The 14,245-nt window shown below is 40.5% G+C and carries 13 protein-coding genes; 12 read left to right on the top strand and 1 reads right to left on the bottom strand.

Translation table 11 applies throughout. The features are described from left to right. Positions 1-11: 11 nt before the first annotated feature. From GL182_RS03650 to GL182_RS03620, 7 genes are read left to right on the top strand one after another with little or no spacing between them, the layout of a single operon-like run. Positions 12-1,028, top strand: coding sequence for a glycosyltransferase family 4 protein (locus tag GL182_RS03650; RefSeq protein ID WP_163378190.1), 1,017 nt, complete (start codon positions 12-14; stop codon positions 1,026-1,028). A gap of 53 nt (positions 1,029-1,081) precedes the next feature. Beyond that, positions 1,082-1,570, top strand: coding sequence for a PssD/Cps14F family polysaccharide biosynthesis glycosyltransferase (gene pssD / locus GL182_RS03645; protein WP_317167778.1), 489 nt, complete (start codon positions 1,082-1,084; stop codon positions 1,568-1,570). Between the two features lie 48 nt (positions 1,571-1,618). Next, positions 1,619-2,098 carry a PssE/Cps14G family polysaccharide biosynthesis glycosyltransferase gene (gene pssE, locus GL182_RS03640; protein ID WP_163378188.1) on the top strand — a complete coding sequence of 160 codons (480 nt, stop codon included), beginning with the start codon at positions 1,619-1,621 and terminating at the stop codon, positions 2,096-2,098. A gap of 49 nt (positions 2,099-2,147) precedes the next feature. Next, positions 2,148-3,158: a Gfo/Idh/MocA family protein gene (locus tag GL182_RS03635; protein ID WP_163378187.1), complete on the top strand. Its 1,011-nt coding sequence runs from the start codon at positions 2,148-2,150 to the stop codon at positions 3,156-3,158. A 7-nt stretch (positions 3,159-3,165) separates the two neighbouring features. After that, entirely contained in the window at positions 3,166-4,032 is an 867-nt protein-coding gene (locus tag GL182_RS03630) for a hypothetical protein (protein WP_163378186.1), read from the top strand. A 30-nt stretch (positions 4,033-4,062) separates the two neighbouring features. After that, positions 4,063-4,908, top strand: a complete 846-nt coding sequence (locus GL182_RS03625; protein ID WP_163378185.1) for a polysaccharide deacetylase family protein — start codon at positions 4,063-4,065, stop codon at positions 4,906-4,908. Positions 4,909-4,924: 16 nt separating this feature from the next. Continuing rightward, entirely contained in the window at positions 4,925-5,881 is a 957-nt protein-coding gene (locus GL182_RS03620; RefSeq protein ID WP_163378184.1) for a beta-1,6-N-acetylglucosaminyltransferase, read from the top strand. Between the two features lie 59 nt (positions 5,882-5,940). Here GL182_RS03620 and GL182_RS03615 read toward each other — a convergent pair whose 3' ends face one another. Continuing rightward, positions 5,941-8,517 (bottom strand): malectin domain-containing carbohydrate-binding protein, encoded by a 2,577-nt coding sequence (locus tag GL182_RS03615; RefSeq protein ID WP_163378183.1) that lies wholly within the window; start codon positions 8,515-8,517, stop codon positions 5,941-5,943. 446 nt (positions 8,518-8,963) lie between these two features. Here GL182_RS03615 and GL182_RS03610 point away from each other — a divergent pair, with 446 nt between their 5' ends. From GL182_RS03610 to GL182_RS03590, 5 genes are all read left to right on the top strand, one after another. Beyond that, entirely contained in the window at positions 8,964-9,962 is a 999-nt protein-coding gene (locus GL182_RS03610) for a 3-oxoacyl-ACP synthase III family protein (protein WP_163378182.1), read from the top strand. 11 nt (positions 9,963-9,973) lie between these two features. Beyond that, positions 9,974-10,561, top strand: coding sequence for a hypothetical protein (locus GL182_RS03605; protein ID WP_163378181.1), 588 nt, complete (start codon positions 9,974-9,976; stop codon positions 10,559-10,561). A gap of 239 nt (positions 10,562-10,800) precedes the next feature. Further along, positions 10,801-12,384 (top strand): toxin-antitoxin system YwqK family antitoxin, encoded by a 1,584-nt coding sequence (locus GL182_RS03600; RefSeq protein WP_163378180.1) that lies wholly within the window; start codon positions 10,801-10,803, stop codon positions 12,382-12,384. 47 nt (positions 12,385-12,431) lie between these two features. Further along, positions 12,432-12,599 carry a Lacal_2735 family protein gene (locus GL182_RS03595; RefSeq protein ID WP_163378179.1) on the top strand — a complete coding sequence of 56 codons (168 nt, stop codon included), beginning with the start codon at positions 12,432-12,434 and terminating at the stop codon, positions 12,597-12,599. 156 nt (positions 12,600-12,755) lie between these two features. Then, positions 12,756-14,210: a DUF6600 domain-containing protein gene (locus GL182_RS03590; protein ID WP_163378178.1), complete on the top strand. Its 1,455-nt coding sequence runs from the start codon at positions 12,756-12,758 to the stop codon at positions 14,208-14,210. Positions 14,211-14,245: the final 35 nt, after the last annotated feature.

The raw sequence follows: 14,245 nt of genomic DNA, 5'->3' as shown, positions 1-14,245 counted from the left end.
TGATTATTACCATGCCAAAAAAGACAATAAAATCACTTTACGTGACCAATATGTACCCAACCGAAGATCACCCTGTTGACGGTATTTTCATTAAGGAACAAATCCAGGATTTATCTGAAATAATCCCCCTTCAGGTTGAGGTTAAATTGATTGATTCGGTTTATCAGGGAAAATGGGAATACCTGAAATCTATCTTGTCCATCCCAAGAATTATTCAATCCAGAAGCTTTGATCTTATACATGTGCATTATGGACTATCCGGGATATTTCTATTATTCTTCAAACCCCGCCAAAAGGTATTCTTAACATTGCACGGAAGCGATATCCAAAAAAGGAAGAAAAATGGGTGGCAAGTTTGGTTGACAAAAAAAATTCTACCAAAGGCAGATCAGATCTTTGTACAAAATGAGGCCATGAAAAATCTTGTCCATCCCTACAACCAAAACGTGGAGGTTGTAACATGTGGGGTGGATGCTGAATTCTTCAAGCCCGAACTACCCACCTGTACTTCTGGAAATTCAAAATTGGTTTTATTCCCAAGTAGTCCTTCCAGAGAAGTCAAAGATTACCCACTATTTCTCAGGGTAATAGAGCAAGTAAGGAAAAAGGTTTCGCATCAGGTAAACTTTGCCTGCATCGATAAATTAAGCCGCTCAGAAGTACGGTCACTTTTAAATAAAGCGGACTGCTTGCTGCTGACCTCAAAAACAGAAGGATCCCCTCAGGTAGTAAAAGAAGCCCTTTGCTGCAACCTTCCTGTGGTAGCTACACCGGTAGGTGATGTAAAAGAAATTGTGGATGAGGTTCCTAATTGCCGGGTGGCTTCTTCACATGAAGTAGAGGAGTTAGCAAACCTGTTGATCAGAACGTTTCAAGAGGAGCGTGGTGGAATCCGGGAAGCCTTTTTAAAAAAGTCAATATACCAGCACCAGGCCATTGCCAAAAGCCTGGCAAAACACTACCTAAAGGCTATGGATTTACCTCAGCCGGTGTCCCATACATTAAAGGCAACAGAAACCGTTTCCTGAAAAGAACAGCAATAAAACAAATAGTCAAGGGTGTAAATAGGCAGAATTGAAATATGGAAAACATAGAAAAAAAGAAAAAAATAATTCTTATTTGCTCGGATGGTGGGCATCTAGCCCAAATAATGGAATTAAAGGATTGGTTTATTAAATACGATTACCTCATCATTACGGAGAAAGCACCTTCCACTCTTCCCTATGCACGCCAATTCAATATGAAATTTCTAAAGGGAAGGCCAAAGGGGAAGAAAAGAAACCTTAATTTCTTTATTCATTTACTGGTAAATTTTTTCCTAACCCTAAAAATACTTTTAGGACATTTTCCAAAAGCCATCATCACAACCGGCAGCCATACGGCTGTACCCATGTGTTTGTTAGGGAAATCAATGGGAGTTAAAATCGTTTGGATTTTATCCTATGCGAGGATCAAATCCCGGGCAGCTTCTGCTGATTTGATATATCCCATTGCAGATAAATTCATTATACAGTGGCCTGAACCACAGAAGTTTTATAAGAAAGCAATCTATCTGGGCGGGATCTATTAACATTCATCGAGAACTACTGATTCTTTTCATTTAACTATTAACAAAATTATGATTCTTGTATTATTAGGAACTTTTCCAACTCAATTTGAACGGCCACTGGTGGCCATTGATAGTCTTTGCAGGGAGGGAATTATCCGGGAAAAAGTAATTGTTCAGAATGGATTTACCGACTTTCCATCCCACTACCTTACCTACAAACCTTTTCTTCCGATGGAGGAACTGGATCAATTATATAGGGAAGCCCGCATCATCATCTCCCATGCAGGATCAGGGTCTCTATTAAAAGGACTGAAAATGGGTAAAAAAATAATTGCTATTCCCCGCATGCCCAAGTACGGAGAGGTTGTGGATGAGCATCAAATGGAAATCTTAACTGAATTTGAAAAAGAAAATTATCTCTTAGGGTGGAGGGAAACGGACGATTTAAAGGAGCTACTGCTCCAAATCAAAGAATTTGAACCCAAACCTTTCGTCTCTAAAAAGCAAAATATCATTGACTTTCTAGACAGATACATAGATGCCCTTTGAGGTATCGATTAAAAATAAATTGAAACAAAATAATTTTAAAATCAAAAAAATGATAAGAACAGGAATTATAGGCTTAGGTAAAATGGGCATCTCCCATTGTGCCATTCTGGGAGCGCATCCGGATGTAAAGCTGGTAGCGGTATGTGACAGCTCCTCATTGGTGATTGATGCGTTTAAGAAACATACACGATTCCAATGTTTTACAGATTACCGAAAAATGATTACAGAGATGGATCTGGATGCTATCGTGATTGCCTCTCCAACCAAATTTCATACGGAGATGGTGCATTATGCACTCGATCGTTCTCTTCATGTATTTTGTGAAAAACCCTTTGTGTTAAAAGCCGAGGATGCCGAAGTATTAGCAGAGAAAGCCGAAAAGAAAAAACTGGTCAACCAGGTAGGCTATCATAACCGGTTTCTGGGCACCTTCAATGAGGTGAAAATATTGCTTCAAATGAACGTATTGGGAGAATTGTACCACTTTAGCGGTGAATCTTACGGTCCGGTAGTTCTACGAGAAAAAGGGAGCACCTGGAGATCCCAAAAAGGTCAGGGAGGCGGGTGCCTGTATGACTATGCCTCGCACACCATTGATCTGATACATTTTCTACTGGACAAACCCATGGATGTTTCCGGCACTCAATTAAAGCGAATTTACTCCAATGATGTAGAAGATGCCGTGTATTCCAGCATAATCCTCCAAAATGGACTCAGTGGCCAATTATCAGTAAACTGGAGCGACGAGACACATAGGAAAATGAACACCCAAATAACCATTTTGGGTAAAAAAGGGAAAATAATCGCAGATGCTACTGAGGTAAAAATCTTTTTAAAAGAGGCCAACGAGCTATTAGACTTACCCAAAGGTTGGACAATAAAATACCTCACAGAACTGACTCCTAATGTAGATTATTACCTGCGGGGGGAAGAATACTCCTCTCAAATCGATCATTTTATTAAGTGTATCAATAATTCTGAAACGAACAATAAAAGTTCATTCCGAAGCGCATCCTATACCGACCAACTTATTTCTAAATTAATCACAGACAGTAAATAACAAAACCATGGAAAGAGTACTATTCGGTGACAACCAATTTTTTGGTGTTAACCACAGTTCAGATGAAAAAGCAAGGGCACAAACCATTCGGTTTCAGGAAGACGATGCCATCATGGCTGTATTAGATAGTGCCATTGATGAAGGGATCAATACCTTTATGTGTACAACGCATGATCGGATTGGTGAAATTTGTAACCGCATCAGAGGAAATGACAAGTACAAAGATTTTAAGTTATACCCATGCATGCCGTATGCTCACAAATATGCCAACGCAGTGACTGAATTGGGTTATTTGGGAACCATTAAACAATTTGTACCAGGAAATATTTTCAGCACTTTTGCGAAGGGAGGCCTGGCCTTCATGAAGAAAGACTTCAATGAGTTGGCTAGGCTTATGATTGATGCTGAAATGAAAATGTTCAAAGGAATCAATACACCAGTAATATGGGTGCAAAACGTGATTACGGATTTACTCCTGGGACTGGGAATGACTGACTTCCTCGTTACCTTTTACAGGCACATCAAAGAAAAATATCAAGCCGAACCAGGGTTTATTACAATGAATTTACCCTTATTACTGGATAGTTTGGAGAAAGCCGGAATCGAAAACCCGACCGTTTGTGCTTCCATCAACAAGATAGGTTTCAGGATGTCTGGAGGAATTAAAAAATATGAAGAAGTGATTGCACAAAAAAGATGCAGGTTGGTGGCCATGCAGGTATTGGCAGCCGGAGCCGTGCCTCCTAAAGAGGCTTTTGAATACGTTTGTTCTCTGGAGGGAGTAGAGTCAATACTATTCGGTGCCTCATCTAGGGCGAATATCCACCAGTCAAAATCAATTATTGAGAGCTGCTCGGTTTTGGTTCATGGATAGGCTTCCAGATTAAATTAATTTTAGACTTTTATGAAAAAAATAGTTTTCGCCCTGCTGCGGTATTCCGGCCTTCCAGTATTTTTTAGGGAGGTTATCCAAAGAAATAAAATTTCAGTTTTGGTTTTTCACGACATAGATCCCGATACTGCTGAGAGGTCATTTGCCTATCTTTCAAAACATTATAATTTCATTTCTATGGATGAGATGATTGCGGCCATTCAAAAAAAAGATCCCGGTAAAATCCCCAAAAAAGCCATGGTGGTTACGTTTGATGACGGACACATTAAAAACCATTCTTTGCTTCCTGTATTTAAAAAATACCAGGTACCAGTAACCATATTTCTATGTTCGGGAATCGTTGATACAGGCAAACATTTTTGGTTTTTGGAGAAGATGGATAAAAAAACAATCGGGCATCTAAAACGGATCCCTAATGAAGAACGCCTCTCAATATTGCAAGCGAGAGGATTCCATTCGGAAGAAGAGCATCCTGATAAACAGGCATTGACTGCTACTCAGATAGCAGAAATGGCACCCTGGGCTTCCGTGCAATCCCATACGGTTTCGCACCCTATTCTAAGTAACTGCCGAGATGAAGAATCAAAGCGGGAAATTACCGAATCAAAATTTGCTCTGGAAGAAAAAATGAAGAAGCCGATAAATGCCATCGCCTATCCGAATGGAAGTTTTACTAAAAGAGAGGTCAATTTTGCGAAAGAGGCGGGTTACTTATGCGGGTTTACTGTAGAGCCTGGATTCAATTCCATTCACAGTAAACCTCTCGAACTAAAGAGACTGGACCCAAATGACACTCAAAATATCAATGAACTGATCGTCAAATCCTCGGGAATCCAATCTTTGTTTCGTTTGTTTTAGCCATTGCTATAAACCAATGACCATCAATTATTTAATCCTTGCTCATACCAATCCATTTCAGGTTAAGAAAATGGTTGTAGCATTAAATCAAGAGAACACCAGATTTTATGTACATATAGATTTGAAAACCAACCCTTTTCCGTTCAGGGAGGCATTAAAGGATTTCTCGAACCTTTATTTGATTCCAGAAGGCCAACGCGAACACTGCAACTGGGGAGGAATTGGAATTGTTAAAGCCACCCTGACCATGCTCAAAAGGGTAGCCGATAGTGATAAGAACGGGTATTCCATACTTTTGAGTGGACAAGATTACCCCATTAGAAATGGGGACTACATCAAATCCTTTTTTCAAAAAAATGCCGGAGTTGATTTCATATCCAGTTTTCCCCTCCCTACCCCTTATTGGACAAACGGAGGTAAGGACCGTATTCACTGGTATAAAATAGATTTATCTGACAAAAGAGGCGATTTTGTACAGCTTCCTTCCTTTCAATCAAAGGAATTCTATAGCCTTGGATCCTTGAAAAAGCTGCTTAAACTTACTATTCGAAAAAAAGGAAGAGAAATAAAAACCTTATTGCCCAGTAAAACCTTTCCTGCATATATCATACCTTATGGAGGGGATACCTGGTGGGCTCTTGGCCCTGAAACTACCTCAAAGATCCTTACCTTTTTGAAGGATCACCCTGACCTCTTGCGGTACATGGAACACTCCAACTTACCTGATGAAATGTTATTTCAGAGTCTGGTATGGGAAATTCACAAAGAGAGCCCAAACAAAATTAAACACTCGCTTACCTATGCAAACTGGTCGGGTAAGGATGAGCCTTCTCCCAGATTCATTACAGCAGAAGACATCCAAAAAATCAAGGATCTTCCGGACGATTATTTGTTTGCAAGAAAATTTGATTTGGATCGTAATCCCGAAATTCTGAACCAAATCGAAAAGGAAGTCTGGACAATTCAGAAATAAAATGAAGGCGATTTAACCTTCATGTAAATCGCCTTTTTTATCTATTCATGGTACAAAATTCAAGATCCAATGAGAAAACGCAACCTCTCTACCGTATTATCCTTTTGAATAATACTGATTAGGTAGATCCCCTCCTTTATACCTGAAAGTGATAGAAGATACCGATTATTGCCGCTTTTGAGTTCTTTCGGATCAAATTCATACAAAAAGTTTCCAAAACTATCATGTATAATAAATTGTTGAAATTCCTGGCCGTTTCCCTCAAGGTAAATCTGGTCAACAGCAGGATTGGGATATAAAGAAACAGACGCTGCTGAAATGTTCTTTTTGTCCTCCTCAAAATCCTGCAGATCTGACGAAGTTTGTTGAATCCTTAGATTTGAACCTGAGCTGAGAGCAAACCCCGTGATGGACAAACCCGAAAGGGTAGCTCTGTTGGAAGATGCTTCCAATTCAAGGTCCAGGACTCCATCCAATACCTCTACTTCTTCAAAGATTAATTCCAGGGGCTGGTTGTTACTTTGCAAGAAAAGATCCAGATCGTTTTTCACTACCTTCCCCTCTAAAGAAATGCTAAATACCCTATTGCCTGCAGTGGCCGCTGGGCCCTTTTTCCCAAACCAAAGTTCATTGTGGTAGGTTTTAACCAAATACTTGCCATTGGGTACGGGGATTTTATAGGTTAAATTTAGTCCGTGGCGCTCGGTTTGAAACAAGACATCTTTACTGGATGCATCATCAGAATAGGTAGTGGGAGAATTAAAAAAATCAAAAGCACCTATTTCTGCTTCAAATTCGTAATCTTCATAGATTGCTGATTCCCTACCTCCCACATTTAATGCCATTTGAAATTCATTTTCCGCTGGCAAGGGTTTTTCATTCAGCTCTTCAGGAATTATAGAAAGTCCAGATATTGTGGCCCGGTTAACTGAAGCAATCATCCTGATATCCAAAAATCCATCAACTACCTCAATATCATTGAATGTCAATCGAATGGGTTTGTTATTGTTTTCCCTAAAAAGATCCAAATCTTTTTGAACGGAGTTACCCTCCATTTGAATGGTAAATACCCTTTGCCCGGATTTGGCAGCCGGGCCCTTCCTACCAAACCAGAGTTCATTATGATAGGTGACAACCGAATAATTCCCATTTTTGACAGGGATCTTTAGCCTGAGATCAGGAGAGTTTCTTTCCTGCTGGAAAAGCTTTATATTACTTGCCTCAGCATTGCTGTACTTATAGGAAGTCCCCAGTATAAATTCAGCTACTGGATCGGGAAAATAAACCATTTCATCATATACTACTGATTGGTTACTTCCAAAGCTATAGTTTAAAACTGAATTGGAAGGAAGTTCCCCCGTTTCATCAGGAATAGGTTCGGATTGTTTTGCATTTTCTTCTTCCTTTGGCAAAACCATAAAACTTACCTCTTTGGATTCAGAAAATACTCTCCGGGAATCCCAAACCTTTGCCTTAAGCTGATATTCCCCTTCTGAAAGACCAGTCAAATTAAAATTATATGGGGAGTTTTTTATATCCCCTACCCATTCCCCATTGATAAAAAACTCTACCAGATCAACATCAAGGCTGGGGTCGGCAGATACCTCGGTTTCAATTGTCAATGGTTCTCCTTTGACAATTCTGAATTCGTTTTGGGGTACGATGATGGATACTGCCGGCTCCAAAATTGAAACGGGTTCCTTTTCCTCTACCGATGATCCTGGTAGGTTGATGGAAAGATCGTCGAGGTAAATATTGGTAACATTGGGATAGGTTTTATCGGCGTAGGCATTGATACTATACATATTAATGTCTACCTCCGGTCGAAGGGTATTTCTAAATTTTGTATCAATAATCAAGGTATCATCCTGCCAAACAAGTACCCTACCCTTGTCTCCCCTATCCTGAATGATGCGCATTTGAATTTTAACCCACTTCTTGACAGGTAGGTCTATTCCTGCCGGGGCTTTCCAGATTACATCAGGCTCGCTTCCCCAAAATTTTTGCAAGTCAGCCAGACTTAAATAGTTGGCTCCGCCACTTCCAGCACCCCCACGAACTTCCAGCCCCAGCACAAAATGAGGTAAATTGATCTGATCCGGACCTGTTCCCGCTCCTCCCGGAGCAAACTTCACACCTTTAGTCTGAATCAGGTTAAACCAATTGTTATTCCTATCAAAATCGATTCTATTCGGAAAGTAAACATATTGGGTAAAAATTAAATCTTTATGGTCGGCAATCTCTGCCCATCGGTAATTTCTTGTTGCATGACCTCCACCATTTGTGGTATTAATGGACATTTTCAGGGAATGTTCTCCTGACCTTGCCACTTCTGTGCTTACATAACTATCTCCCCTATTGCTATTAAACTCTCCCCCACCACCACTATGTAACCACTCCTCTTGTGTACCGCTTTCATGTCCAGCCTTCCATAATTCTTCTCCCAAATCATTTAAAGGAACAGTATCTTGATCTTGTAAATCAAATCTATGTTCAATATCATTATAAGTATTTTTTGCACCAATAGTTTCACCATTAATTACTATAGTCGTAAAAAAGATTAAAAAAGCACTTACAATCGCTCCTTTTATAAACCTATTTTGGGTAGCTATTACTTTGTTTACTGTCCGATTCATTTCAGTTTTCTTTTGGTTAGGTAACATTTAATTCATAAAAAAGGAATTGATCAATAATTTTCTGTCTTTCATTTTTACAAATATTAAATTATGTATTCCAAATACATAAATAATTTTTTCTGATTAAGCATGTTTTATTTATAAAAAACAGAATTTTATTCTTTGATGCAACATTCGGAAGAAAAATTATTTCCACAAAAAAACCACACTTTCCCCTAAGCCTTTCGAAATAGACGATGAAATACATTTTTTGAGGAAAGAACCTCAAATAATAGATTATAATTAATCTATAATTAATAATGTTTTAAGAAGAAATAATTTTATGCCAAACAAGAATAAGGGTGATTTAAGCTGCATTGGCAAAGATGGAAATCCATAATCAATGCCAAAATTGATTTTTCAATTTAAAATGACATATTTGTTCCTGAATTAGCACCCCTCCAACAATGAAAAATTCCTTCATATCAGGCGCCGGCCATTATCTCCCGGAACGAATCGTTACCAACGAGGAGCTTTCTTCTATGATGAATACCAATGATGCCTGGATCGTGGAGCGTACCGGCATCAAGGAAAGAAGGTGGTTTACCCCGGGAAAAGACACCGTTACCAGCATGGCTAAAACCGCTGCGGAAAGGGCCATTATCAATGCCGGGATCCCTACCAACGAAATCGATTTTATCATTTTTGCTACCATCACCCCGGATTATTTCCTCCCCGGAAATGGGGTCCTATTACAAAGAGAGCTCGGTTTACAGGGAATAGGAGCCCTGGACATCAGAAATGCTTGTTCAGGTTTTGTCTATGCCTTGTCCGTAGGAGACCAGTTTATCAAAACAGGTATGTACAAAAACATTCTGGTGGTGGGGGCAGAAATCCAATCCTCGGCTCTTGACAAAAGTGATGAAGGACGTTCCAGTGCCGTGATTTTTGCAGATGGAGCAGGGGCAGTGGTGCTTCAAGCCAGTAACAACCCCCATAAAGGAATACTTTCTACCCACCTACATGCGGATGGAGATCACGCTGAAGAACTTTTTGTAAAAGATCCCGGCAGCAGTAGAGAGGTAAGGGTTTCCCAGGAACTGATTGACAGTGGGTCCTTTAATCTTCAGATGAACGGTAATGCGGTGTTCAAACATGCCGTAGTAAGGTTTTCCGAGGTAATCCAGGAGGCCCTGAATGCCAATAAGGTGACCAGCCGGGACCTGGACCTGTTGATTCCCCATCAGGCAAACCTGAGAATCAGCCAATACATCCAGGAAAAACTGGGACTTGAAGATGATCAGGTTTTTAACAATATCATGACTTATGGCAACACTACTGCGGCTACCATTCCTATTGCCATTAGTGAAGCATTGGAAATGGGGAGGATTAAACAGAATGACCTGGTATGCCTGGCAGCCTTTGGAAGTGGTTTTGCCTGGGCTTCTGCCTTGATCCGTTGGTAATTACTGAAGCTATGTTAGATGATGAGGAGTTATTGGCGATCACGAAAAACAGGTTGCTTTTTGAAAAAATCAGTGAAGCAAAAAAAAGGTTTACCCGGATTTTTGCCCAGGTAGCCAATCAAATCCCCAGCGATTGGTTAACAAAAGCCCACCAAAACCATCTGGGAATTAAGATTAGTAAAGGAAATGAATTGCAACAGTGCCCCTACCAGGTGCTGGATGTTCTCAGGGATTTTGACCAGTACCAGGGCTGTAATATCCGCGTGCTTCACTGGTGGGGAAGGGGTATATTTGTCATGGTGTATTTCGGTAAAAATCACCCCTGCCTTAGTGATCCCCAAAAAATGATCCATTGGGCAAGCCTACAATCATTTCAGGTCTGCCTTTCCGATTTATGGGCTTACGGGAAAATTATTGACGAAAAGAAACACCAGAAAGCCAATACATTTAGCCCTTTAAAGTTGACCAACCACCTAAAAGCCTTCGCTCACCTCCAATTGATCAAACCCATTCCATGGGTTGATTCCGAAAGCTTGAAGGATGAAATTATGAAAGAAATAGAAAACATACTTTTTTGGATGCCCCAGCATGGGTCATAAAAAAGGAGATATCCGAAATAAAACCACCCTTTTCATAAAAAGGATTAAACTTTTTCCAAACTAAATATAATTTTTTAACTATATAATGTAAATTGGAACCCGTAACAAACACAATCCGTATCACTTTGTAAATTGATCTGAAATACTCATGAAATCGAGCCTGGCCAACGCGTCACACAGTGGGGTGATTATTAAAAATGCGAGATTCCATATGGCCGTTAAAAAACAATTATAATCATATGAAATATATATTTGCCTGGATTTTCTCGGTCTTTTCAGTTGCACTTTCCTATGGACAAGGTCAGGTAGTAAACATCTACAATAATGACTCCACCCTAATGGGCAATGGGGTAATGGTGAATGGCAAAATGGATGGCCTTTGGAAATTTATCAATCCCAAAAACAATGCTCTCATCCAGCAGGGAACGTTTGATGAAGGGGTCAAGGATGGTGAGTGGATCATTTATTTCTCCAATAGGCAGCGTCATATAGTAGCCGAATACAAAAATAATAAGCTGAGCGGTGGCTTTCAGGAATTTGATTTGGGAGGGGCGTTGATCAAGGAAGCCGTTTATCAGGATAGCGTTTTGATTGGTCCCTATAAAGAATATTATGGCAATCAGGGCCGATCGGGATATGCTGATCCTGAACAAGTCAAAACCGAAGGGAAATTTACGGATGGGAAAAAGACAGGAGAATGGGTTTTTTATTATGAAAACGGAGAGAAAGCCGTAGAAATAAGTTTTGAGGATGGGTTAAAGGAAGGCCCGTATAGAGAATATTCCCCTTATGGAGAGTTAATCATCGAAGCCAATTACAAAAACAATCGTACCGATGGGGATTTCAAAAGATTTTCTCCATCAGGAAGGATTCAGGAAGAAGGAACTTTCCGGGATGGGAAAAAAGCAGGCAAATGGACAAGCTTTTTTCCCGATACCAAAACCTTGGAATCTGAAAAAACCTACGACCAATCTGGTAATAAAACCGGTACATGGACCTATTATTATGAAAATAAGAGAACAGCAAGGGTGGAACGGTACGAAAATGATATTCCTGTAGGCCAGTGGGAAGAATATTTTCCGGATAAATCTCTGGCAAAAAGGGTCACTTATGATCTGGGTGTACCTGTAGGTGAATACATTGAAAACCACAGCAATGGAAAGCCCTCTGTCAGAGGTCAGTATGAAAATGGATTCCGCTCAGGCATATGGAAAAACTATTATCCGGAGGGAAAATTATACTCCATAGGCGCCTATAAGAATGACTTGAAATCTGGTCTTTGGAAATATTTCAATAAAATCGGTATTTTGATAGCGGAAGGCAACTATCAGTTGGGGAATGAAGCCGGTCAATGGTTTTATTATTACGACGGCGGGCAGCTGAAATCAGTCGGAAGTTATCTCTTAGGACAGGAAGACGGGGTGTGGGGCCTTTTTTATGACAACAAACAACTGACACAAGAAGAATTCTGGGACTTTGGCAGACTCATCAATGTCAGCGAATATTACAATTACGACGGCTCTGCTAAACTGGATCCCGGCACCCTCAAAGATGGGAACGGTACCCGAATTACCTATTACATCAACGGGCAAAAAGAATCAGAAGGTAATTATACCTCCGGAAAACCTGAGGGCACCTGGAAATATTACCATGATAATGGGAGACTAGCCTCTGAAGGCCAAATGGAGGAGGGCAGAAAAGAAGGCCCCTGGAAATATTATTCCAGATCTGGTAATCTGGAAGACATGATCAATTTTAAAAATGACGAAGTTGTTCCTGAGGAAATGCCCGAAGAGAGTGAGCTTTTTCAAAACTTTGACTAAATCAAAACAGTAGCAGTTCTTTAAGTGTTACAAAAAGAAAAAAGTTTATGTTCGGATTATTCAAAAAGAAGTCAGAGATTGAAAAGTTACAGGACCAATACGAAAAATTGATGCAAAAAGCGCATCAGGTTTCCCATCAGGACAGGACACGTTCTGATCAATTAATGACCGAAGCAGAGGAGATAGCAAAAAAAATTGACGCGTTAAAAAACTAGCTTTTAATACAAAATATTCATTTAAATACCGACATATAAAAGCCTTTTATTCTTTATTTTTTCAATTTTTTGTTATTTTAATCTGTTTTAAAGCTTTTTATGCAACATGGTACATTTATTGTCGTATGAGTAATTAACAATCAATTCTTATACGCCATGAAAAATCCCATAAGTAATCGGTCCCGAATGGTAAATGTCACCAGGTTTTTTATTTTCAGTTTCTTGTTTCTGTACATGGGCAATTTTAATGAAATCAAAGCAAGCCCTTTTGCAGTTTCCTTTCAGGTATTTTATGATGAATTGAGCCCCTATGGGGACTGGGTGGAAGATCCACATTATGGATTTATCTGGATTCCTTACGTAGAACAGGGATTTCAACCCTATCGTACGAATGGACATTGGGTTATGTCTTCTTACGGCAACACCTGGGTTTCCATGTATGACTGGGGATGGGCTCCTTTCCATTATGGCAGGTGGTTTTTCAGTGACATGTATGGTTGGGCCTGGATTCCGGGATATGAGTGGGGTCCGGCATGGGTCAACTGGAGATCCGGTAGGGGTTATTATGGTTGGTTTCCCCTTGGTCCAAGGGTACAATTTTATGCTTCCGTAAGATTCCCGGTTTACTCCCATTGGGTATTCGTACCCAGGAGAAGGTTACTTAGCAGAAATATCTACAGATACTATCTGCCAGGCAGGAATGTCAATGTAATTTACAACCAAACCACGATCATCAACAATACCTATGTTTACAACAATCAGACCTATATTACCGGGCCCAGCAGATCGGAATTGCGCCGGGTAACCCGCAGGAATGTGCCCGTCCATCAGGTAAGGGAAGGTGGGAGACCAGGCAGAGCTTCTATCAATAACAATAACCTGAGCCTTTACAAACCGGAAATCAGGAGAGCCAGCAATACGGTAAGACCAAATAACAATGTCAGGCCCAGAAATTTCACTTCTTCAAGAGATTATAAACCTTCACGTAGCAATCAGGTTCTCAACGATAGAAGGGCAACCATGCCAGCTACCAATACCCGTAGCTCCGTAAGGACAGAAGCCCTAAAAAACAGGGAGGTAACAAACAACCGTTATGCAGGAAGAAATGAAGTGAATGCCCGTAACAATGAACTCAGATCCGGAAGGTCACAAGTTGATTTTAACAGGCAAGGAAACACTAGCACTAATCCAAGGGTAACAAACCCCAATATAAGGCAAAGGCAGTCGGTTCCTTCGAATAACAGGAATCAAGTCCAGACAAATACCAGGGCTCCTCAAAGACAAGCCAATATAAGGGTTGCTCCTGAACAGCGGAAAGTAAGCCCGAATACACAGAGAGTGACTTCCGGCCAAAGGAAAATGACACCGAATACCCGAAAAATTAACCCTGGAAATTCCAGACAGGAGGTGAGGAGGTCTGCACCTTCCGGTACAGTGACCAGGCAGGCACCCACCCAGAGAAGGCAACAAGTTCAAAGCTCCACTTCCCGACGGAGTAATTCAACCGTAAACCGGAGCAGAGCCAACACAAGAGTGGCACCCAAAAGCCAGGCAGGCCAACGTACCCGAACTGCTACGGCCCCTTCTGCCCGGTCAAGGCGGGGTAATTAAATAGCCAGGATAAAAAAACGCCAGTGCTGTCGCCT

The sequence above is a fragment of the Cyclobacterium sp. SYSU L10401 genome, from assembly GCF_010993705.1.
In the GTDB taxonomy this organism is placed as follows: domain Bacteria; phylum Bacteroidota; class Bacteroidia; order Cytophagales; family Cyclobacteriaceae; genus Cyclobacterium.
Note: the sequence above shows the minus strand (reverse complement) of the source record. Positions and strands in the feature narration are given on the sequence as shown.